Source organism: Caballeronia calidae (genome assembly GCF_900044055.2).
GTDB lineage: Bacteria > Pseudomonadota > Gammaproteobacteria > Burkholderiales > Burkholderiaceae > Caballeronia > Caballeronia calidae.
The window spans coordinates 137,863-159,540 of the sequence record NZ_FCOX02000008.1 but is presented as its reverse complement, the minus strand read 5'-3'; the positions used below and the strand labels follow the sequence as shown (position 1 = coordinate 159,540).

Sequence of the window (21,678 nt, the reverse complement as noted above, 5' to 3'; positions counted from 1 at the left end):
AGCATCCGCGTGCGTACGTATCTTTTTTAAACGTAACGTCCTAATCTAAAAACCGAAGACGATGCATCGCGCACGATGCATCACGCTTCGAGCACGAGCGTTCGCGTGTGCATGAAGCGATTCCCCGGCCCGTCCGCGAGGCCTTTCAACGAGAGAGGCGTGCATAACATGCTGAGAAGAACCGTGCTTGGCGCGCTGGCTTCACTGGCCGCACTGGCCGCCGATTCGTCGTTCTCCGCCGCCGCGCGTGCGCGCACGCCCGCGCCGGCGAACGCCGAGGCGTATATCATCTGGCCGCCCGACGGCGCCGTGATTTCCGGCGGCAAGCTCTGGGTGCGCATGGGCTTGCGCAACATGGGCATCTGTCCGAAGGGCGTCGATCTGCCGAACGTGGGGCATCACCATCTCATCGTCGATGCGGACCTGCCGCCGCTCGATCAGGAGATCCCGTCCGATCGCAACCATCTGCATTACGGCGCGGGCGAAACCGATGCGCGTCTCGAACTGCCGCCGGGCAAGCACACGCTGCAGTTGCTGATGGGCGACTACAACCACGTTCCGCACGATCCGCCGGTCTATTCGAAGAAGATCACCATCACCGTGAAATGAGCGGCGCCATGAGCCTCGCGGCCGACACCCGCGCATTTGCCGAGGGCATACGACATGAAGAATCGACCTGCTGACGTGCTCGCGCTCCCGCGTTCGCTCCTCGTCGCCGCCATGCTGGCGACGGCGTTCGCCGCGCCTTCTGCGCTCGCCGGGCCGACGCCCGCGCCCGCCAACGCTTATGCGTACATCGGCTATCCGAACGATGGTCAGACCTTGCCCGCGGGCAAGCCGTTCAAGGTCTGGTTCGGGCTGCGCTACATGGGCGTGGCGCCGCGCGGCGTGAAGTTTCCGAACACGGGGCATCATCATTTGCTGATCGACGTGGACCTGCCGCCGATGGATCAGGAGATTCCATCGGATCGCAATCACCTGCACTACGGCGCCGGAGAAACCGAAACGATGCTCGAGCTTCCGCCAGGCAAGCACACGATTCAGCTTCTGATGGGCGACGACAAGCACATACCGCATAACCCGCCCGTGTATTCCAGGAAGATCACGATCTACGTCAAGTAAGTCCGTCCGGGCGCTCCCCGCGGGCCGGGCGGCGCCTTTCCCCGTTTCATCCATCGAGTTCGATTCCGCGTGCGATTCGCGGAGGGAAACGTTCGTCCCTGCGCGGGAACGCGGTGTCGTCGGTGAACCGACAGCCGGAGCGCGATGTGTTGGGCGAGCAGCATCATGCGGATCGACGGACGCACACGGCTCGAATCGACGAAAGCCGCGCGCTGCAAGGGATTCGACGGAAAGCGGCAAGCGAGCGGCGCGACTGGCACACCCTATGCATTTAACGTTGGCAAGCAGACAAGCTGTTCGAAGCCACCACCGGATGCGCGATGCGCAAGCAAGGAGAGCAGAAATGAAGACGTTGATCATCAAGGACCTTCCCGTCACCGAAGAGCTCGATCGCCGTGCGATGTCGGTGGTTCGCGGTGGCTCCGCGGTCCTGTTCCCCGGCTTCATCTCCTTCGAGGGGACGACGCTGTCGATGCCGTTCAATCCGCAGCAGATCATCAATCAGACGCAGACGACGTTCAACCAGAACGGCAGCAACATCGCGTTCGCGGAAGCGCTCAAGTCGCAATCGACGGTCACGCCGACGCAGAACGCGAAGAACATCGCCAACGTCAACTTCGGCGTGGCGGGCGATCTCGCGTAAAGCGAATGCCGCGCGGAATGAAGCGGATATCGATGCGGTAAGCATCGAAGCAGTCGGCAGCAAAAGCGGGGCACGGGGAGCTCTGCTGCAACACCGCCCGCAGCATCGGGCGCAGTGGTTCGAGTGCGGGTCGCATCCGCCGCCGGACCGCGTCACGAGACGCGCGACGTGCCACAGAGCACGCGCGCGCCACGTGATTTAACCCGTATGGAGTCCCGGCGCGCCGTGTGATTTACTTGATGAACCGAACGGCCGGCGCCGCGCTTCTCACCATTGAACCTGACCGTCGGTGCGCGTTCACCGGGAGTGAGATCGTGCGAGCCTCGTTGCCATCGTTGCGTGTGACCATCGGGCGAAAATGGGCCGTGCTGCCATCGCTCATTGCGGCCACGCTGCTTTCCGGCTGCATCGACCTGAAGGTGCCGACCTACCAGCGTCCCGACACGCCCGAGAAAACCGCGTTCACGAAGATCGACGCGCCCAAGGTCGCCGCCGCCGACACCATCCAGCCCGACTGGTGGAAACAGTTCAACGATCCCTACCTCGACTCGCTCGTCGATAAAGCCATCAACGGCAACTTCGACATCAAGGTGCTGGCCGCGCGCACTCACGTGGCGGGCGCGCAGATCGCCGAGGCGCGCGCGGGCGCGTTGCCGTCGATGGATCTCGGCGCGGGCGCGAGCTTCGAGAAGACGACAGGCCAGAAGTTCTCGAAGCAGTTCAACCTGGCGACGCAGGTCAGCTGGGACATCGACATCTGGGGCACGGTAGAGAAAGGCGTGCAGGCGCAGAAGGCCGAGTTCCGCGCGACCGAGGCCGACTGGCGCGCGGGCTATCTCGAACTCGTCGCGCTCGTCTCGACGACGTACTTCCAGATTCTCCAGTTCGACGACCAGATCGCGCAGCAGAGTCAGACCATCGCGACGAACCAGCAAATCCTGACGATCTTCGAGGGCATGCAGAAGAACGGTCTCGTGCCGAAGACGCAGGTGCTCACGCAGCGCGCCGAACTGAATCGCCTGACGCGCGAATTGCTGGAACTGCGCCGCTCGCGGGATCTCGCCAACAACGCGCTCTCGACGCTGATCGGCGTGCCCGCCGGCGAATTCAAGGTGCCCGACGGCAAGCTGCAAAAGCGCGTGCAGATTCCGGCGGTGCCGAGCGGCCTGCCGTCGCAATTGCTGTCGCGCCGTCCCGATCTGATCGCGGCGGAGTATCGCGTGCTCGAAGCTTACGATCTCGTCGGTCAGGCGAAGCTCGCGCAACTCCCGACCATCAACCTGACCGGGCGCGCGGGCACCGCGAGCTTTCAGCTCACCGATCTGCTGAAGATGTTCACGCTGAGCTTCGTGCCGAGCATCAATATCCCGATTCTCGATCCGTCCGTGCGCGCGCACGTCAAAACCACCGAAGCGCAGACCACGGTGGCGGAACAGCAATATCGCAGCACCGTCATGAACGCGTTCGAGGAAGTGGAGAACGCGCTCGTCAATCTCGATTCGCACACGAAGCAGCGCGTCGAGTTGCAGCAGGAAGTGGATCAGCTGACGGTCGTGGCCGCGCAGATCGATGCGCAACTGAAAGAAGGCGTGATCTCGCAGCTTCAGGTGTTCGAGACGGAGCGCACGCTGCTCGCCGCGCAACTCGCGCTGCTCGCGAACCATCAGCAGATTTTGTCGGACACGGTGACGCTCTACAAGGCGCTCGGCGGCGGCTGGCCGACCGTCGATGTGCAGAGCGCGAGCAAGGACGGGCTGAAGTGAAGCGCTTCATGAAATGCGGCGGACGTATTGATATGAATAACTAACGATCGTTCAGATTCGATAACTCATGGCGCGATTGACTACGACGATGCGTGACTTAAACTCTCAACAGCCGCCGGTTGCGAATGACGTGAATCACGGCGCGGTCCAACCTGTCCATGTGCCCGACCTTGCCGGGCATGCCTCTGACGCGTCGGCGGCAGCGGCCGGACGTACCTCGTGACATGGACATGGCTCAAGGCTTTTCCGTTGCGGAACAACAGCCGGGCGTGGGCGAGGCGTTCGACGTCATCCTGAAGCCCGCGCCGCATGCCGAGCTTGCCCGCGAGCTGGCGGACAGGCTCACGGATATCCGCATCGACGAAAATCTCTTCGCGATCGGCCGCGCCGAAGCGCCGTTCGACGCGAGCCCGCCCGAAGCCGTGGCGCAGCTTTCACGCCGTCATGCGCGCATCTTCATCGAGCATGGGCTCGTCTATATCGCCGATCTCGGCAGCAAGAACGGCACCGCGGTGAACGGCACGCCCGTGCGCGAGACGCCCGCGCGCGTGAGAAACGGCGACATCGTTTCGCTCGGCAGCCGGCTGTCGTATCGCGTGCAGTTCGCGCCGCGCGCGCGGCGTCTGAACGTGCCGAGACCCATCGGCATTACGCTCACGCCGCAGCGCGACGACCTCGGCCTGCAGCCGGTCGAGCTCGCGCAGTTTCCGTTTCTCGTCAGCAAGACGGACGACACGTTCTCGCGCTATCGCGAGCAGTATCCGCATCAGGTCAATTACGTGTCGCGGCGGCACGCGCATGTGTTCATCAAGGGCGGCGCGCCTTTCGTCGAGGATCTCGGCAGCACCAACGGCACCTTCGTCAACGGCGAGCGGCTCGGCGCGTCCGCAGTCGAGCTGAAGAACGGCGACTCGGTCGCGTTCGGCGGCACGCACTTCGCGTACAAGGTGCATCTGCACGGCGACGAAGGCGAGTCGACGCTCACCGAAATGGTCGCGCAAGTCAAAGCGCAGGCAGCCCGCGACGAAGAGCTCGACAGCGACAAGACCACCTTCGTCGGCTCGGCGCATTCGTTTCTCGACATCTTTTGCGTCGATCAGGCCGCCGCGCGCGAGGACGAAGTCAACGAGGAAGCGCAGCCGTTGCCCGCCGAGGAGAAGCGTCAGGATGCGCGCGCCGCGAAGCGCGGCAAGTTCGCGCTCTTCGTATCCGAATTGCGCCGGGCGCTCGCGAGCGACGATCCGCACGCCGCGCGCCGCACGCGCCTTATCGCTGCATGCGTGCTGGCCGTGCTCGTCGCGGGCGGCGCGGCGCTCTTCTATAGCGGCTCGTCGGAGCGACAGGCGAAGTCGCTGATGTCGAACGGCGAATTCGCCGAAGCGGCGAGCGTCACGAACGATTATCTGAAGACGCATCCGAAAGACACGCAGTTCGCGTCGATGAACACGGAAGCCGTGCTCAAGTCGAACGTGCCGCGGTGGCTCGCCGCGTTGAAGAAGGGCGACTTCGCGAGCGCGGACGCGATCATCGCGCAGATGAGGGCGCTCGGCGAGCACAACGCCGAGGTGCATTCGCTCGTCGACGAGCTCGAATGGATCGGCAAGCTCGAAAGCTTCGTGATGGGACGCGGCGGCGCCGATGCGCCAATCCGTATGTACGGCGACGAGCCGCGCATCGACGCGATCCTGAAGCACTGGGAAGCGGATGCGGCGGGGCATCAGCGCGATCTGGACCGCATCGCGGGATACGTCCCCGAGTTCCGCGATCCGTATGCGCTCGCGCTCAGCCACTTGCGCAAGCTCCAGAGCGACGATTCCGTGTATCTCGCGGCCATCGACCGACTCAATGCGAGCATCGTCAAGAGTCTCGGCCAGGACGATCTCGATTCCATCAACGCGACGCTCAAGGAATACGCGGACAAATATCCGCGCCTCGCGGGCCTCGATCGCGTGCGCGCCGATCTCGATGCCTATACCGGCCTGCGCCGCAGTCTCACGAGCGGGAGTCTCGCGCCGCTGGCGGGATCGGTGAGCAAGGCGAAATTCTCGACGCCGCCGTTCCAGGAAAAGTTCAGGCAGATGGGCGCGAGCCAGTTGCCGCCGCCCGCCGTGCTCGCGCAATACGCGAGCGTCGCCGATGCATGGAACCGCGGCCAGAGCGCGCAGGCGATCGACGGCCTGCAAAAGCTGCCGCAAGGCTCGTGGTCGCCGACGGTGCAAAAGGAGCTCGCGCACAAGAAGGCCGTGGCCGCGCAATTCGCCGATTTACAGAAGGCGCGCGGCACGAAGGGCTACGAGGACGCGCTGCTCTCGTTCTACGAAACGCTCGATCTCGACGCCGACACGTTCTACGCGAAGGCGGTCGGGCCCGAGGTCGCATCGCTGAAGGACAAGGCGATCGGCCGCGCGCAGACGCTGATGACGCAGGCGCAAACGCTGTGGCAGCAGTATCGGACCAATGGGGGCATCGGCGGATCGCAGCGGCTCGAATCGGGCGTATCGGATGTGTTCAGGACGCAGGCGCGTCTTTTGTCGGACGCGCAGGATGCGGCGGCGCGCGGCATGCGTATCTTCAGGCAAGTGAAGGCGGACAGCGCGACGGCGAAGTGGGCCGCGCTCGCCAGTGAGATCGACACCGAAGCGGACTTGCAGCGTCGCTCGCTGCAGGACTTGCGCATGGTGCTCGAACCGGGGCTTCTCAACACCAAGCTGAGTCTGATCGGCGGAGGTACGAGCAGTGAAGAGAGACGCACACCTTAAGCCGCTGTCGGAGGCGCTCGGAGAGCACGGCGCCGAAGGCATCGCGATCCTCACGGCCGAGCCGGCGCGGCTCACGCAGGCGCTCGTCTTCGCGATGGTGGCGCTCGTCGCGTCGGCGCTCGTGTGGTCCTTCGTCGGTCATGCGGACGTGATGGTCAACGCGCAGGGCACGCTCGCGCCCGAATCGGAAGTGCGCCGCTTCTACGCGCCGATCGACGGCGAGCTGGCCGATCTGTATATCGCCGAGGGCCAGCCCGTGCGCAAGGACGATGTCGTCGCGCGTCTGAATGCGCGCGGCGCGATCGAGGCGGCCACCAATGCGCTCGAAGCGCAACTGAAGCTCGACGACGCCGAACGCGAATGGAAGCAGTTCCCCGAGAAAAAGCTGCTGATGGAGCGCAAGATCGCCGCGCTCAAGGATCAGATGGATGTGGAGGAGCATCAGCATCAGCAGCGCGTGGCCGAAGGCACGAGCAAGCTCGCGGAAGGCCAGAAGGCGCAGTTGCAGGAAGCGCGCAGCACGCTCGAAAACGCGCGGCGCGCGCGCGATGCCGCGAAAGTCGAGCTCGACCGCTTTCAGCGCCTGCTCGCGCTGCCGGGCGGCGGCGGCATTGCGGAAGCGCAGGTCGATCAGAAACGCAATGCGTATCTCGAAGCGGACGGCGCGTATCGCATCGAGCAATCGCGGCTCGCGGAACTGGACTTCCGCCTGAGCCACGATTTCACGCAGGCGAAACGTCAGCTCGAAACGAGCGGCCAGGAAGCGACGAATCTGCGTCTTCAATACGAAGCGGCGATGCGCGAAGTCGCGAGCACGGAAGACAAGTTGCGTCTGCAACTACAGACGGCGCGCCTCGTCGCGGATGCGGCCGCGCGCATCAAGTTCGAGAACATCGACAAGGATAATTTTCTGCTGATTCTCGCGCCGGTATCGGGCGTGATAACGGACGTGACATCGACGCAGCCCGGCGACAAGATTCAGGCGAACACGCCGCTCGGCGGCATCGCGCCGTCGAATGCGAAGCCGGTGCTGAAGATCGAGATCGCCGAGCATGACCGCGCATTCCTGCGCGAAGGGCAACGCGTGAAGCTCAAGTTCAACGCGTTTCCTTATCAGCGCTACGGCGTGATCGACGGCACGCTCGCGTTCATCTCGCCCGCGACGAAGCCGAGCCCGACGACGAAGCAACCGGTGTATGAAGGACGCGTGACGCTCGATCGCGATTTCTATCAGGTCTCGGACACGAAGTATCCGCTGCGCTACGGCATGACGGCCACGGCTGAAATCGTGGTGCGCGAGCGGCGCCTGATCGATCTCGGGCTCGATCCGTTCCGCAATATCGCGGGATAGGGATGGAGGGTTACACGACCGCCGTAACGCGGACAAGATGCGCAATTCAACAAGGAACCGAACGGAGAACGATATGACGGCGATTGTGCGTATCGACGACGAAGTGGTCGACGTCGGCGAATTCATCAGGTTGTTGAAGTTGAACGGCCAGTTCGACAGTCTCATCGAGCAGCTCGTGCGCGACAAGCTGACCGTGCGCGCGGCGAAGAAATCCGGCGTGGCCGTCAGCGACGATGAAATCCAGAATCGCGCCGATCAGTTCCGGCGCATTCGCGGGCTGCATCGAGCGGCGGATATGAACAATTATCTCGATGCGCTGCACGTGAGCCTCGACGAGTTCGAGGTCTATGTCACCGACACGCTCTATCAGGAGAAGATGCTCGACAAGGTCGGCACGGAACGCGAGGTCGAGGAATACTTCCAGCTCAATTCGCCGAAGTTCGACAGCATCGAAGTGAGCCACATCCTGCTCGATACCGAAGGCAGCGCGAAGGAAATGATCTCGTATCTCAACGACGATCCCGACAGCTTCGCCGACATGGCGCGCGAGCATTCGCTTGCCGATACGCGCGACGAAGGCGGCAGGATCGGACGCGTGATGCGCGGGCAAATGAAGCCGGATGTCGAGGCGAAGGTGTTCAACGCGGAAGTCGGCGATCTGCTCGGACCGTTCGTATCGGTGGATGGCACCTCGTATGAAATCTTCGCGGTGACGGCGAAATATCCCGCGAAGCTCGACGAGGACGTGTCCGCGGAAATCCGCCGCCTGCTGCGCGAGGACTGGATGATGGCGCGCGCGCAGGAGCACGTCATCGAAGCACGCTGACCGACCAGACACGCGATAGAACATGGACGCTCCCTCGAGCCTTGATTCGCCCGCCGACTTTCTCTCGTCGGTCGAGATTCTTTCGCCTTTCACGCGCGAGGAAATCGAGCAACTCGCCGCGCACGCCGAGTCACGCCGCTTCGGTTTCGGCGAGACCGTGTGCAATGCGGGCGATGCGGCCGACGGGCTCTATATCGTGAAGGCCGGGTCCGTGCGCATCTTCACCGAGGAGCACGGCAAGGAAATCAGCATGGGGGTGAAGAAGGAGCGCGAGACCTTCGCGGATATCGCGATGTTGCGCGACTACCGCCATGAGTCGTCGGTGCGTTCCTCGGGCAAGACCGAGCTCCTGTATATCCCGCGTCTCGCGATCGAACCGGTCATCGCGAAGAACTCCGCCGCGCTCGCCTTCGTCACGAGCTATGTCGCGATCAATTCGGCGGGCGGCTTCGTCGCGAAGCTCTTCGATCTGCGCGGCAAGCTGAACAAGGCGGAGCTCGAGGAATGCGTGCGCAGCGTCGGCGTGAAGCGCGTCGGGGAAGGCAAGGAGATTCTCAAGCAGGACTCGCGCGACGACCGGCGTCTGTATGTCGTGCGGCAGGGCGAAGTGCGTATCGTGCGCGAAGAGGGCGGCGAACATCATGTGCTCGCGACGCTCGGCCCCGGCGAGATTTTCGGCGAGAAAGCCTGCGTGATGCGTCAGGAGCAGATGGCATCCGCCATCGCGAGCGCCGATACGCGCCTGCTCGTGATTCCCGAGAAGACGGTGCACTTCATCATCGAGCGCAACGTGAAGCTGCGCGAAGTGCTCGAAGAGCGCATCCGCTTCACCGAGCGCGAATTGCAGCGGCAGAAGAAGCTCGCCGAGCGCCGCAAGCTGCCCGCGATGCTCGATCTGCACACGAAGCCCGAACTGGGCGAGCGCGTCATCAAGCGTTTCGCGTGGGTCGAGCAGGCGGAGGAGATGGATTGCGGCGCGGCCTGTCTCGCGATGATCTGCCGCCACTACGGCATCAACATGACGCTCGGCAAGCTGCGCGAGCTCGCCAATGTGACGACGTCGGGCGCGACGCTCGATTCGCTCGCGCGCGCGGGCGAGTCGCTCGGCTTCACGACGCGCGGCGTGCAGTGCACGTTCGAATCGCTGCGCGGCTTCGAGATGCCGTTCATCGCGCACTGGGAGGGCTACCACTACATCATCATCTACGGCGTGTCGAGCGACAACGTGTGGGTTGCGGACCCGGCCATCGGCTTCAGGAAGATGACCCTCGGCGAGTTCGAGCGCGGCTGGAGCGGCACGTGCCTGCTCTTCACGCCGGGTCAGGACTTGACGCAGAAAGCCGTGTCGCGCTCGCCGTGGCTGCGCTTCGTCGGCTATCTGAAGCCGTACAAGAAGATCCTGCTGCATCTCTTTCTTGCGACCTTCGTCATTCAGGTGCTGGGCGTGATACCGCCGCTCATCATCCAGAACATACTCGACGGCGTGATCGTGCATCAGAACGTCAACCTGCTGCATGTGCTGATCGCCGGGCTGGTGATCGCGAGCCTGTTCACGCAATTGATGACGACGATACGCGCCTACCTCGCGAACTTCATGGTCCGCAACATGGACTTCGCGATGATGTCGCAATTCTTCAGGCACACGTTCTCGCTGCCGTTCGGCTTCTTCGCGAAGCGCAAGACCGGCGACGTGTTCGCGCGCTTTCAGGAGAATCACACGATCCGGGCGTTCCTCACGGAATCGACCGTATCGACCGTGTTGAACCTGCTGATGCTCTTCATTTACTTCACGATCATGTTCCTCTACAACGTGAAGCTCACGTTGTTGCTCATCGCGTTCGTGATCCCGATGATGGTGCTCACGATCGTCGCGACGCCGCGCATCAAGCAGAACGCGCGCGAGACCTTCTCCGCAGGCACCGATGCGCGCTCCTATCTGATGGAAGCGCTCGGCGGCGTGGAGACGGTGAAGGGCATGGGCATCGAGCGCCCGGTGCGGCTGAAGTGGGAGAAGAAGTACGCGAAGTCGCTGGAAGTGCAGTACAAGTCGCAGCGCTTCAATATCGTCGTGGGGCTGTGCAGCCAGTTGCTGAATGCGGCGACGACCATCGGCGTGCTTTGGGTCGGCGCGAACCTCGTGCTTGCGCGCGAACTGACCATCGGGCAACTGATCGCATTCAACGCGTACATGGGCAGCGTGCTCGCGCCGCTGATGGGCCTCATCAACTTGTGGAGCCTTCTGAACGATGCGGGCGTGGCGATGGAGCGCCTGGGCGATGTGCTCGATATCGAGCCGGAGCAGAAACCCGAAGAGATGCAGCAACGCGTGATGCTGCCCGACCTGCAGGGCGATATCAGCTTCAACGGCGTGTACTTCCGCTATGGCGAAGGCGACGCGCCTTACGTGCTGGAAAACATCAGCTTCGATATCAAGCCGGGCGAGCTGATTGCAATCGTCGGGCGCAGCGGCTCGGGCAAGACGACGCTCGCGAAACTGCTCGTCGGGTTCTATGCGCCGAGCGAAGGCAAGATGACCGTCGATGGCTACGATATCAATGTCGTCGATAAAGGTTTCTTTCGCGCGCAGATCGGCTATGTGATGCAAAGCAACCTGCTGTTTTCGGGGACGATCGCGGAGAATATCGCGAGCGGCGATGAAGCGCCGGACAGAAGGCGCATCGAGGAAGTGGCGAAGATGGCCGATGCGCACGGGTTCATCGCGAAGATGCCGCTCGGTTATGAGCAGGTTGTGGGCGAGCGTGGCGTGGGCCTTTCCGGCGGGCAGATTCAGCGGCTTTGCATCGCGCGGGCGCTGTATCACGATCCGCGTCTGCTCGTGTTCGATGAAGCCACGTCCGCGCTCGATACGCAATCGGAAAGCAATATCCTCGGGAATATGCAGGAGATATTGAAGGGGCGCACCGCGGTGATCATCGCGCACAGGCTGTCGACGATCATGCGCGCCGACAAGATTCTCGTGCTGTATGAAGGCGGCATCGTCGAGCAGGGCAAGCACGACGAACTCGTCGCGAGAAAGGGCATGTACTACCAACTCGTGCAAAAGCAACTGAGCGCAGCATGAAGATACTCGACCAACCTGAAAGCGACAGCAGCACGCCCGCGTCATCGGCGATTTCCTATGCGGGGCTCATCGAGAAGATCGAGATCCTGCGCTCGACGCTGCGATGGACCTCGCGTCTCGAACGGCCCGAAATCGAAAAACTTTTGCGGCAGGCGAGCACCTTGCGCGACGAAGTCATGCAGATGTCGCATAAGGAGCGCTTCGTGCAGGCAGCGGCCGCGGAGCCCAAGCGCGATATGTCGCCGGGTGCGCGGCGTCAGGCGCTGATCGAACGCAGCTTCGTGTTCGAAGGCACGTTCGGCGATAACCCGAAGCTGCTGGAAGCGCTGGAAATCGCGGAAAAAGCCGCGCCGACCGATTTGCCCGTGTTGATCGACGGTGAAAGCGGCACGGGCAAGGAGCTGATGGCGAAGGTCATCCACGCGAACGGCTCGCGCGCGGACAAGCCGTATATCTCCGTGAACTGCGGCGCGATTCCTGAGAATCTGCTGGAATCCGAACTATTCGGGCATCGCAAGGGCGCGTTCACGGGCGCGACCAACGATCGCAAGGGCAAGTTCGAGAGCGCGCATACGGGCACGATCTTTCTCGATGAGATCGGCGAACTGCCTTTGTCGGGGCAGGTGAAGTTGTTGCGGGTGCTCGAAGCGCACGAGATTCAGCGCGTGGGTTCGGATGAGCCGATCGCGGTGGACACGCGCATCGTCGCGGCGACGAATCGCAACCTGCGGAAGTTCTGCGATGAAGGGCATTTTCGCGAGGATCTGTTCTATCGGCTGAGCGTGATTCATCTGACGCTGCCGTCGTTGCGCGAGCGGCGCGACGAGATTCCCTTGCTGCTCGCCTATTTCGGCGATGAAGCCGCGGCGACCTTGAAGCGCCGGCCGGTGAAGCTGTCGCCGAGGCTGCGCGATTTTCTGCGCAACTACGATTATCCGGGGAATATCCGCGAGCTGAGGAACGTGGTGTATCGGCTCGCGTGTCTCGCGGGCGATATGGCCGACATCGATCATCTGCCGATCGATATCCGGCCGAAGTCATCGCTCTCGCTTGCGATGGGCGGACCGGCGGCGAGCGGCAACGGCATCGCGACGGCGAGTTCGCTGGCCGAAGCGAAACGCGTCGCAAGCGACGAGGCCGAGCGGGCGTTTCTCGAGCGGGGACTGCAGGAAACCGGCGGCACGGTCGCCGAACTGGCGCGGCGGTATGAGATGAACCGGTCGCATCTGCAGATGCTGCTCAAGAAGCACGGGCTGCATTCGAAGGAGTTTCGGGCGGCGGCGCAGAAGAATCGGGAGGCGGGGGGCTAATCCTCTAAATAGACGGATTAACCTGCGTCTTATCGCTCGCCACCAAATCCTCCGCATGCGCGACAACCACCGAAATGTTGTCGCGCCCGCCGCGCGCCAGCGCGATCTCCAGCAGCCGTTGCGCCGCCGCTTCGCAATTCCCCGGCGCGAGTTCGTTCGCCATCTCCGCTTCGCTCACTTCGTTCGACAACCCGTCGCTGCATAACAGAAAGGTATCGCCGTCGTTGAGCTCGAGCGTGTTTTCGTCGAGCTCCAGCACGTCCAGCGCGCCGACCGCACGCGTGATCAGGTGCTGCGCCGGATGATGCAGCGCTTCCTCTGCCGTCAGTTGCCCGCGCGCCTTCAGCTCTTCGACATGGCTGTGATCGCGCGTGATCTGCATGAGACGGCCTTGCCGGAACAGATAGATGCGGCTATCGCCCGCCCATAGGTAAGCGCACGCGCGGTCGCGCGCCGCGAGCACGACCACCGTGCTGCCGATGCGCGATACCTGCCGCCGCGCGGCTTCCGCGCGCAACTGTTCGTTCACGTCGAAGAGCCGCGCGCGCGCGTCGGCGATGACGCTCGCGAGGCCGTCCGTGCCCGGCACCTTCGCGAGACCGTCGATCACCATCCGGCTCGCCAGGTCGCCGACCGCATGCCCGCCCATGCCGTCCGCGACGGCCCACAGGCCGCGCTCGGGCGCATCGAGCAATGCGTCTTCGTTGATCTGCCGCACGCAGCCGGTGTCGGTGCGGGCGGCGGAAGTCCATCGAAACTCAGTGGTGAAGGTCACGGCAACCTCCGGAGTTCTGGGTGGCGCGGCGTCGGGCGGGCAGGACGGGCGGTCCCGCTCATTGTGTACCCGCGCGCGCCCGAAACGAATCTTGATGTGCACGCTCAGCCCGCCCGATTGCCTGCTACCGAGTTCGGATTGACGGTGAGCGTCGCGCCGTTGCCCGTATTGCTGACCGCGACGCTCTGGAACTGATTGATCATCTGGCCGACCGTGATGTTGGTGATGTTGTTGGTGACCTCGTAGATGTTGTTGGTCACATCGATGAGATTCACCACGCCGGCGCCGCCGCCGACGCTCACCGGCGGACGGTCGATGAACGGCGTGATCCAGCCGAATATCCATGGCGCGCCGCCTCCGCCGCTGATGGCCGACATCGCTGCGTGATCGAGTTCGCGGTCGTAGTCGAGATCGGTGACGCTGAGAGCGCACATGTCGTTTCTCCGTGGATGGCCTGCGAGCAGGACGCCCGGAGTCAATGCAAGGCTCATGCCGACGCGCGCATTGCTCTCGCACCTTTCGCCGCGTGGCCGATCTGGCGGGGTTCCGGCGGAATGGGCCGATGCCGGCGGCGAAGCGCCCGCTCTCGCATCAGTTGGATCAGCGCCAACAAGCGCTGTCGGCGCCTCGCGGAAGAACCAACACATCGGCCGTCTATCCGTCGGACGGCGGCGGCTACGAATCTGGCGTGTCGGACCCAACAAACACATCGGAAAACTGTTGGTCACGCAAAAACATCGGTCGCACGCGAATTGCGCGTCAATCGGCTTGAATTCAGCAAAATCAAAGGCTTATAGAAGCTGGCAAGGAAGATGCAAAAGGCATGGCAACCCGGCGCCAAACAAACACATCGCGCCAAGCAGAGAAAAATCGGAGCCAGCCATGTCAACCAACCAATCCGGACTGATCGACCAGCAAGCCGCCGCGGGCGGTTTCTCGCTCGACGACGAACCGGCGCTCGGCACCGAACTCATTACCCGCCGCTCGGGCTACGAACATCACGGCCTCTACGCCGGCAACGGCATGGTCATTCACTATGCGGGCTTCGCGAAGTCGCTGCATCGCGGCCCGGTCGAGGAAGTCACCATCGAGCAGTTCGCCGCCGGCCACGAAGTCATCATCCGCCAGAACCCGGCCGCGAAGTTCGTCGGCATGGAAGCCGTGCGCCGCGCGCGCAGCCGCCTCGGCGAAGACCAGTATCACCTGCTCACCAATAACTGCGAACACTTCGTCACGTGGTGCATCGACGGCCGCGCCCGCAGCCGTCAGGTGCAAGCCTGCTTCGTGCATCCGCAGGCAGCACTGCGCGCCGTGACCGGACTGTTTCGCGCCTATGTCGCCGCCCAGCGCCGCCGCAGCATGAACGCGGCGCTCGTCGCCTGAACCAGCACACGCCGGGGCATCGCATCCCGAGGAGACCATCATGCAAACCACCGAAAATTCGCTGCACTGGGCCGTCGACAAATGGCTCGCCCCGACACTCGCGCATCCGGCACGCGTCGTGCGTCTGTGCCGGTCGCATGTCACGGGCGCGCGCTATGTCTGCATCGAGGCGCAGCATCCGGGCGGCCTGCTCGCGATCATCTTCTTCCGCCACGACGACGGCACCTGGAACGTGTTTCCGCCGCAAGTCAGGCGTCCGTCGATGAGCGCGGAGCGCCTCGCCGCCTGAGGCTTCACGATGAGCCGGGGGGCGTCGGGCTGCCCCGGCTTTGACACGGCGATCCCGCTGCCGCTAATCTAGGTGCAACATTTCCGGCCGTTCGATGAAGTCGCCGGGTCGCACGGATGCGGCAGGTCGTGGTAGTTTTGCGTCCGTGAACCAGATCGTACATTTTCGAGGTATTGCCGATGACCCAGCCCGACTCCTCTTCCTCCGCCCGCGCGACGCCCGATCCGAACCTCGGCGACAATCCGCTCGGCATCGCGGGGCTTGAGTTCGTCGAGTTTTCCAGTCCCGATCCCGCAGGGCTCGCCAGCTTGTTCGAGACGCTCGGCTTCGTGCCGGTCGCGCGGCACATCAGCAAGGCGGTGACGCTGTTCCGCCAGGGCAGCATGAATTTTCTGCTGAACGCGGAGCCGGATTCGTTCGCGTCGCGCTTCGCGGAGTCGCATGGTGTCGGCATCGCGGCGATCGGCATCCGCGTGCTCGATGCGCAGATCGCCCATGAGCGCGCGCTCGAATACGGCGCGTGGGATTTCGAGGGCGAGAAGATCGGCCCGAACGAACTGGCGATTCCGGCGATTCAGGGTATCGGCGATTCGCATATCTATTTCGTCGATCACTGGCCGGGCAAAGGCAGCGGAAGCGAAGCGTCGATCTACGATATCGATTTCCGTCCGATTCCCGGCGCGGACGCGGACCAGAAAGGCACGGGCCTGCTCGAAGTGGATCACTTCACGCAGACGGTCGGCGCGGGGCGCATCCAGGAATGGCTCGACTTTTACCGCGAAGTGCTGCACTTCTCGGAGATTCATCAAGTGCACCCGGACTGGCACGTATCGCAGGATTCGGCCGTCACGCTCTCGCCGTGCGGCTCGATTCGCATTCCGGTGTATGAGGAGGGCACCTATCGGACGGATCTGATGCAGCAGTATTTGCCCGATCACGAAGGCGAGGGCGTGCAGCATATCGCGCTGGCATCGGCGGATATCTTCGCGTCCGTCGATGCGTTGATGGCGCGCGGCGTGCGCTTCCTGCAGCCGCCGCCGCGCTATTACGATGAAATCGACGAGCGGCTTCCCGGCCACGGACTCGACATCGGGAAATTGCGCACCCGCGGCATTCTCGTCGACGGCGAGGTGCTCCCGGATGGCACGCCGCAGCTTTTTCTGCAGACATTCGTCGAGCGCAGGCCCGGCGACATGTTCTTCGAGATCGTCGAGCGGCGCGGGCATCATGGGTTCGGCGAGGGCAATCTCGCCGCGATCGCGAAGGCGCGCGGCTAGGCGGGCTCGCCACCGAACGCGCGGGCCGAAGCGCCGGGCGTCGGCGAACGGCACGAACGGCGCCCCGGACGGGCGCCGCCGCATCCGGCACGATGCGGATTCACATGCCGGATGCTTGCACAAACCTCAGTCGCCCTTCTTGCCGAGCGCTTTCGAGCGCGCGGCGTTGCGGGCGATTTCGGCATCGACGCCAGCCCGGATTCCGTCGACCGTGAAGCTGGCCGGCGTCTGAGCCGGCGGGTAGGCGACGAACGTTTCCAGGAACTTGGCCGTTTGCGCGATGGCGCCGTACGTGACGTAGACGTTCTGGGTCGTCCAGTCATAGTACTGGTCCGACACGATATCGGCGCGCTCGTACGGGTCCATGCGCAGGTTGAAGATCTTCGGAACGCGCAGGCAGGTCAACGGGTTGTTCCACACCGCGAAGCCGCCGGGCGCGCGCTGTTCGCAGAACACGAACTTGAAGTCGCCGTGGCGCATGTCGACCAGCACGCCGTCATCGTCGAAGTAGAAGAACTCGTTGCGATCGCTCTTCGCCTGCTGACCCAGCAGGTAAGGCAACTGGTTGTAGCCGTCGAGGTGATTCCTGAACGACCGTCCGCCGACGCTCCAGCCCTTCAGCAGACGGTCCTTGACGCCCGGGTCGCCCGCCGCCGCGAGCAGCGTCGGGAACCAGTCCATGCCCGAGACGATCTCGCTCGACACCTGTCCCGGCTTGATATGGCCGGGCCAGCGGACCATCGCGGGAACGCGGAAGGCGCCTTCGTAGTTGGAGTCCTTCTCGTTACGGAAAGGCGTGGTGGCGGCATCGGGCCAGGTGAACTGGTTCGGACCGTTGTCCGTCGTGTACACGACGATGGTGTTATCGGCGATGCCGAGCTCGTCGAGCGTCTTCAGCAGCTTGCCGACATCCTGATCGTGCTCCCACATGCCGTCGGCATATTCGTTGCCGGGCATGCCGCTCTTGCCTCGATACTCGGGCCGCACGTGCGTGAAGACGTGCATGCGCGTGGTGTTCATCCACACGAAGAACGGCTTGTCCGATTTCGCCTGCTCGCGCATGAAGTCGATCGCGCGGCCGGTGGTTTCATCGTCGATGGTTTCCATGCGCTTTTTCGTCAGCGGGCCGGTGTCCGCGCATGTCTGCCTGCCGATCTTCCCGAAGCGCGCCTGGGTCGTCGGGTCGTCCCGGTCCGTGGCCTTGCAGTCCATCACGCCGCGTGGCATGAACATCTGCGCGTAGGCCTTGCCCGCGGGCGTGTCGGCCTTGGGCCAGAAGGGACGTTCGGGCTCCTCTTCGGCATTCAGATGGTAGAGATTGCCGTAGAACACGTCGAAGCCGTGCACCGTGGGCAGATACTCGTTGCGGTCGCCGAGATGGTTCTTGCCGAACTGGGCGGTCGCGTAGCCGAGCGGCTTGAGCGCCTGCGCGATGGTGATATCCGTTGCCTGCAGGCCTTGCTCGGCGCCGGGAATGCCGACCTTGCTCAAGCCCGTGCGCAATGGCGACTGCCCCGTGATGAACGACGAGCGGCCGGCCGTCGAACTATTTTCGGCGTAGTAGTCGGTGAACATCATGCCTTCCTGCGCGAGCCGGTCGATGTTCGGCGTCTGGTAGCCGACCACGCCCTTGCCATAGGCGCTGATGTTGGTCTGACCGATATCGTCGCCGAAAATCACGAGGATATTCGGACGTTTCGCGGCGTCGGCGGCATGCGCGACCGGCGTGAGCGTCAACCACCCCGTCACGGCGGCGGAGAGGGCCGCCACCGCCTTGCGCTTGAGCATTCGTGTTAAAGGTTTGCTTCGTTTTTCCATTGCTTGATCTCTGAAACGGCTGGTTTCTGCGCACAGTCGAACGTTGAACTCCCGATGACGAGAGCAGGGCGGAGCGCGCGCCGATGCGCGTGCTCCGGACTAGCGGGACGCTCCATGGGCTGGCGCGTCGTTATGGAAGGTTCGAGGGAACGGAGGGGGGGCGGGGAGCCGGCTGAATGCTTCGCGCGATCTGGCGGATGCGTGGGCCCGCGTGGGCGTGAAAGCGGCGGATGCCGGGGCACAGGTAGTTCAGTCCCGCTTCGCCGTCCGGTGCCCGGACGATGCGATTCTTCGGACACTCTCCCCAGCACAGGTTCAGATGACTGCACTCGCGGCAGTACTTGGGAAGCGTTTCTTTCTTGGCGAACCCGAACGCTTTCTGGCGCTCGGAGAAGGCGATCTCATTGAGCGGATGCGTGAAGATGTCGCTCAATTCGTACTCGGGATAGACGTAGTGATCGCAGGAATACACGCGGCCGTCGTGTTCCATGGCAAGTCCCTTGCCGCAGAACGGGGCCGTGATGCAGAGCTGCGATGGCAGGCCCATGGTCTGCGCGACGGCCGTTTCGAAGAGATTGACCAGCACGCGGCCCAGGTCTTCGCGATACCACTCGTCGAACGTGCGGCTCAGAAAGTAGCCCCAGTCGTCGGGATCCACCGACCAATCGGTGACGACGGAGCCTTCTGCACCGGGCTTCGCCCTGTCGGTTCCGGTGACGGGAATGGCGGCCTCGTCCCAGAATTGCGGAGCGGTTTGCCTGAACGAGGTGGGTTCGACGCAGGGATTGAACTGGAGGTAGGTCGCGCCGAGTTCGCGCGTCAGAAAACGATAGACGTCGATGGGCCGCCGCGCGTTGATCCGGTTGACCACCGTCAGCGCGTTGAATTGAACACCATGACGATGAATGCACTCGACGCCGCGCATGACGTTGTCGAAGGTCGGCTTGCCCGAGCGCGAGACGCGGTAGACGTCGTGCAGTTCGCGTGGTCCGTCGACGGACAGCCCGACGAGCCAGTCGTGTTGTTTGAGAAACGTGCACCATTCGTCGTCGAGAGCGGTGCCGTTGGTTTGCAGGTTGTTCTCGATGCGCTGCGTGGCGGACTTGTACTTCTGTTGCAGTTCGACGACCTTGCGGAAAAAGTCGAGTCCCATCAGCGTGGGCTCGCCGCCTTGCCAGGAAAACACGATCGAATCGCCGTCCTGCGCCTCGATGTATTGGCGGATGAACGTTTCGAGCGTCGCTTCGTTCATGAACCGGCCGCGGCGCTGTTCGAGCAGCTGCTCCTTGTGCAGATAGAAGCAATAGGTGCAGTCGAGATTGCAGGCCGAGCCGGTCGGCTTTGCCATGACATGGAAGCGGCGCTTGAAACGTGCGCCCGAAAGCGGCGCGCCGATATCGCCCCGGCTCGTGGGCAAGGGTATCAGCGGAATGACCGTGCTGTGCTTCATTGCTGTCCGAAATGCGATGTCTGTTCCGACGATCAGGCGGCAGGCGACACGAAGGCAGATGTCCCGGTGCACTGCCCGCGAGCGGCTAAATGATAGGTACTGCTAATCTAGGTGGGCTAGGATTTGTTCGGTGGGAGTGTATCGAAGTTGCAGAAAGTCAATGCTAAGCGGCACGCGATTTTAACCAAATGTTACTGGGCGCTTCACCCGGAATCGGGCGTCGGCTGATTCAGGCGACTCGTCGGACGCGCGCACCTGCCGCCGGGCATGGTCTGCGCGGGCTCGAACGCGCATCGGAAGCGCGGGCCGACGCGGTAGCCCCGGCCCGCGCGATCTACTGCACGACGACCGTCCCCGTCATGTGCGGATGCAGCGAACAGAAGTACTTGTACGTGCCCGGCTTGTCGAACACATGCGAGTAGCTGTCGCCGCTGTCGAGCGGATCGGACTTGAAGGTCTTGCCCTCGTCGGTGACGGTGTGCAGCATGTCGTCGTGATTCACCCATGTCACCTTCGTGCCGGCCGGCACCGTGATCGTCGCCTTGTTGAACGAGAAGTTGTCGATGGAAATGGTCGGCGCGGCCGCCGCCGCGACCTGTTGCGCGGGTTCCTGCGCGCAGGCGGTCGGGATCGCGACACTGACGATGCCCTTCACGACGAGCGCGAACGCGGCCTTGCGCAGGAACCTGCCGGCGAGCGGGCGCAGATTCGCAGGCGAGACGATGAGCGAAGCACGGCGGGCGAGGGCGGGGATCATGACTGCACCCCGGCGAGCGACGTGTCCGTGATCGCAAGCTGCCCGCGCCCCGCGATGTGCGTGACTTCGCGCAGGCCGAGCATCGTGCGCAACTGCTCGGACGGCACCTTCATCGGCCCGGGGCCGGACGCCGCGCCGGGCGCGGGCTGCGGAAACGCCGTCGACATCGCCGAATAGAAGCGCATCTCGCCCTCTACCTTCTGCGCCACCTGATGCACGTGGCCGTTCAGGACCGTCACCGAGCCGAAGCGCTTCAGGAGCGCGAGTGCCTGCGCGCTGTCGTCGGTGCCCCAGCCCCATTGCGGATAGAGCGCCCACAGCGGAATATGCGCGAACACGACGATCGGCGTGCTGCTCGATTTGCCCTGCAAGTCGGCCTTGAGCCACGCGAGCTGCGCATCGCCGAGAAAGCCGAGGCCGCCGCCCTTCAGATCGATCACGTTGGTCAGGCCGATGAAGTGCACGCCGCCCTGATCGAAGCTGTACCAGTGACGATTGCTGCCTTTGCCGTATTGCCCGGAGAAACGATCGAAGAACGCGTTGCCGTCCTCGACCAGTACATCGTGCTCGCCCGGCACGTAGTGGACGTCCAAGCCCGCCTTGCCGATGATCTGCGTCGCCGTATCGAACTGGGCCGGTTTCGACAGATGCGTGATGTCGCCGGTGTGGATCATGAAGGCGGGACGCCTGCCCATCGCGCTCACGCGGTCGATGGCTTCTTCGAGCGTGCTCGTCGGCTCGGTGTTCGGGTCCTTGTTGAAGCCGATATGGCTGTCGCTGATCTGCACGAAGCTGAACGATTGGGTTTGCTCGGCCGCTTGCGCCGACGAGATCAGGCGCGACACGGGCACGCCGCCGCTCACGGTCCAGATCACGCCCGCGCCCGCCCATGCCATGCACGACAGTGCGGTGCGGCGGCGCTTGCCGTGGTCGTCGAGTTCGTCGCGTTCCTGCGCGGGCGGCGGGAGAGTGAGATCGGGTTTCATGGCGGTTCCTTTGATGATGGCGGCCGCGGCTCTTGTCGTTCGAATCGGCGAGAAACGCGCGCATGGCGGCTCGATGCATGGGCGCGA

18 protein-coding genes are annotated in these 21,678 nt (G+C 63.5%); 12 read left to right on the top strand and 6 right to left on the bottom strand.

All coding sequences use genetic code 11. The features are described from left to right. The first annotated feature begins 168 nt into the window (after window positions 1–168). From AWB78_RS10905 to AWB78_RS10865, 9 genes are all read left to right on the top strand, one after another. Window positions 169–609, top strand: coding sequence for a DUF4399 domain-containing protein (locus AWB78_RS10905; protein WP_062604627.1), 441 nt, complete (start codon window positions 169–171; stop codon window positions 607–609). A gap of 111 nt (window positions 610–720) precedes the next feature. Then, complete coding sequence (locus tag AWB78_RS10900) at window positions 721–1,122, top strand: DUF4399 domain-containing protein (RefSeq protein WP_374729460.1); 402 nt, start codon at window positions 721–723, stop codon at window positions 1,120–1,122. A 343-nt stretch (window positions 1,123–1,465) separates the two neighbouring features. After that, a complete protein-coding gene (locus AWB78_RS10895) occupies window positions 1,466–1,765 on the top strand; it encodes a hypothetical protein (RefSeq protein WP_062604580.1) in 300 nt (99 codons plus the stop codon). A 314-nt stretch (window positions 1,766–2,079) separates the two neighbouring features. After that, window positions 2,080–3,528, top strand: coding sequence for an efflux transporter outer membrane subunit (locus tag AWB78_RS10890; RefSeq protein ID WP_062604626.1), 1,449 nt, complete (start codon window positions 2,080–2,082; stop codon window positions 3,526–3,528). A gap of 230 nt (window positions 3,529–3,758) precedes the next feature. After that, window positions 3,759–6,287: an FHA domain-containing protein gene (locus tag AWB78_RS10885; RefSeq protein WP_062604625.1), complete on the top strand. Its 2,529-nt coding sequence runs from the start codon at window positions 3,759–3,761 to the stop codon at window positions 6,285–6,287. Next, window positions 6,265–7,638 (top strand): beta-barrel domain-containing protein, encoded by a 1,374-nt coding sequence (locus AWB78_RS10880; RefSeq protein ID WP_062604579.1) that lies wholly within the window; start codon window positions 6,265–6,267, stop codon window positions 7,636–7,638. The genes AWB78_RS10885 and AWB78_RS10880 overlap by 23 nt, the downstream gene beginning before the upstream one ends. Before the next feature lie 73 nt (window positions 7,639–7,711). Further along, window positions 7,712–8,464, top strand: a complete 753-nt coding sequence (locus AWB78_RS10875) for a peptidylprolyl isomerase (RefSeq protein WP_062604578.1) — start codon at window positions 7,712–7,714, stop codon at window positions 8,462–8,464. A 22-nt stretch (window positions 8,465–8,486) separates the two neighbouring features. Next, on the top strand, window positions 8,487–11,546 hold the full coding sequence (locus AWB78_RS10870) for a peptidase domain-containing ABC transporter (RefSeq protein WP_062604577.1): 3,060 nt from the start codon (window positions 8,487–8,489) through the stop codon (window positions 11,544–11,546). Continuing rightward, entirely contained in the window at window positions 11,543–12,856 is a 1,314-nt protein-coding gene (locus AWB78_RS10865) for a sigma-54 interaction domain-containing protein (RefSeq protein ID WP_062604576.1), read from the top strand. The genes AWB78_RS10870 and AWB78_RS10865 overlap by 4 nt, the downstream gene beginning before the upstream one ends. Window positions 12,857–12,860: 4 nt before the next feature. Here AWB78_RS10865 and AWB78_RS10860 read toward each other — a convergent pair whose 3' ends face one another. Both AWB78_RS10860 and AWB78_RS10855 read right to left on the bottom strand, forming a co-directional pair. Then, a complete protein-coding gene (locus AWB78_RS10860; RefSeq protein WP_062604575.1) occupies window positions 12,861–13,631 on the bottom strand; it encodes a PP2C family protein-serine/threonine phosphatase in 771 nt (256 codons plus the stop codon). A gap of 104 nt (window positions 13,632–13,735) precedes the next feature. Continuing rightward, window positions 13,736–14,065 carry a hypothetical protein gene (locus AWB78_RS10855; protein WP_062604574.1) on the bottom strand — a complete coding sequence of 110 codons (330 nt, stop codon included), beginning with the start codon at window positions 14,063–14,065 and terminating at the stop codon, window positions 13,736–13,738. Window positions 14,066–14,513: 448 nt separating this feature from the next. On the opposite strand from AWB78_RS10855, the gene AWB78_RS10850 reads away from it, so the two are divergent. From AWB78_RS10850 to AWB78_RS10840, 3 genes are all read left to right on the top strand, one after another. Then, on the top strand, window positions 14,514–15,014 hold the full coding sequence (locus tag AWB78_RS10850) for a lecithin retinol acyltransferase family protein (RefSeq protein ID WP_062604573.1): 501 nt from the start codon (window positions 14,514–14,516) through the stop codon (window positions 15,012–15,014). Between the two features lie 40 nt (window positions 15,015–15,054). Beyond that, entirely contained in the window at window positions 15,055–15,303 is a 249-nt protein-coding gene (locus AWB78_RS10845; RefSeq protein ID WP_062604572.1) for a hypothetical protein, read from the top strand. 179 nt (window positions 15,304–15,482) lie between these two features. Further along, window positions 15,483–16,580 carry a 4-hydroxyphenylpyruvate dioxygenase family protein gene (locus tag AWB78_RS10840; protein WP_062604571.1) on the top strand — a complete coding sequence of 366 codons (1,098 nt, stop codon included), beginning with the start codon at window positions 15,483–15,485 and terminating at the stop codon, window positions 16,578–16,580. Window positions 16,581–16,706: 126 nt separating this feature from the next. On the opposite strand, the gene AWB78_RS10835 is transcribed toward AWB78_RS10840, so the two are convergent. The 4 genes from AWB78_RS10835 to AWB78_RS10820 form a co-directional block, all read right to left on the bottom strand. Further along, window positions 16,707–18,398: an arylsulfatase gene (locus AWB78_RS10835; protein WP_062604570.1), complete on the bottom strand. Its 1,692-nt coding sequence runs from the start codon at window positions 18,396–18,398 to the stop codon at window positions 16,707–16,709. Between the two features lie 130 nt (window positions 18,399–18,528). Next, the gene (locus tag AWB78_RS10830; RefSeq protein WP_062604569.1) at window positions 18,529–19,848 is read right to left on the bottom strand and encodes an anaerobic sulfatase maturase; all 1,320 of its coding nucleotides are present in this window, start codon (window positions 19,846–19,848) and stop codon (window positions 18,529–18,531) included. 334 nt (window positions 19,849–20,182) lie between these two features. Beyond that, a complete protein-coding gene (locus AWB78_RS10825) occupies window positions 20,183–20,605 on the bottom strand; it encodes a cupredoxin domain-containing protein (protein WP_062604568.1) in 423 nt (140 codons plus the stop codon). Beyond that, the gene (locus AWB78_RS10820) at window positions 20,602–21,591 is read right to left on the bottom strand and encodes a metallophosphoesterase family protein (protein ID WP_062604567.1); all 990 of its coding nucleotides are present in this window, start codon (window positions 21,589–21,591) and stop codon (window positions 20,602–20,604) included. The genes AWB78_RS10825 and AWB78_RS10820 overlap by 4 nt, the downstream gene beginning before the upstream one ends. Window positions 21,592–21,678: the final 87 nt, after the last annotated feature.

Coding starts and splice junctions, on each gene's coding strand:
- AWB78_RS10905 (WP_062604627.1), top strand. CDS start 169: ATGCTGAGAAGAACCGTGCTTGGCGCGCTGGCTTCACTGGCCGCACTG.
- AWB78_RS10900 (WP_374729460.1), top strand. CDS start 721: ATGCTGGCGACGGCGTTCGCCGCGCCTTCTGCGCTCGCCGGGCCGACG.
- AWB78_RS10895 (WP_062604580.1), top strand. CDS start 1,466: ATGAAGACGTTGATCATCAAGGACCTTCCCGTCACCGAAGAGCTCGAT.
- AWB78_RS10885 (WP_062604625.1), top strand. CDS start 3,759: ATGGCTCAAGGCTTTTCCGTTGCGGAACAACAGCCGGGCGTGGGCGAG.
- AWB78_RS10875 (WP_062604578.1), top strand. CDS start 7,712: ATGACGGCGATTGTGCGTATCGACGACGAAGTGGTCGACGTCGGCGAA.
- AWB78_RS10870 (WP_062604577.1), top strand. CDS start 8,487: ATGGACGCTCCCTCGAGCCTTGATTCGCCCGCCGACTTTCTCTCGTCG.
- AWB78_RS10865 (WP_062604576.1), top strand. CDS start 11,543: ATGAAGATACTCGACCAACCTGAAAGCGACAGCAGCACGCCCGCGTCA.
- AWB78_RS10855 (WP_062604574.1), bottom strand. CDS start 14,065: ATGTGCGCTCTCAGCGTCACCGATCTCGACTACGACCGCGAACTCGAT.
- AWB78_RS10850 (WP_062604573.1), top strand. CDS start 14,514: ATGTCAACCAACCAATCCGGACTGATCGACCAGCAAGCCGCCGCGGGC.
- AWB78_RS10845 (WP_062604572.1), top strand. CDS start 15,055: ATGCAAACCACCGAAAATTCGCTGCACTGGGCCGTCGACAAATGGCTC.
- AWB78_RS10840 (WP_062604571.1), top strand. CDS start 15,483: ATGACCCAGCCCGACTCCTCTTCCTCCGCCCGCGCGACGCCCGATCCG.
- AWB78_RS10835 (WP_062604570.1), bottom strand. CDS start 18,398: ATGGAAAAACGAAGCAAACCTTTAACACGAATGCTCAAGCGCAAGGCG.
- AWB78_RS10830 (WP_062604569.1), bottom strand. CDS start 19,848: ATGAAGCACAGCACGGTCATTCCGCTGATACCCTTGCCCACGAGCCGG.
- AWB78_RS10825 (WP_062604568.1), bottom strand. CDS start 20,605: ATGATCCCCGCCCTCGCCCGCCGTGCTTCGCTCATCGTCTCGCCTGCG.
- AWB78_RS10820 (WP_062604567.1), bottom strand. CDS start 21,591: ATGAAACCCGATCTCACTCTCCCGCCGCCCGCGCAGGAACGCGACGAA.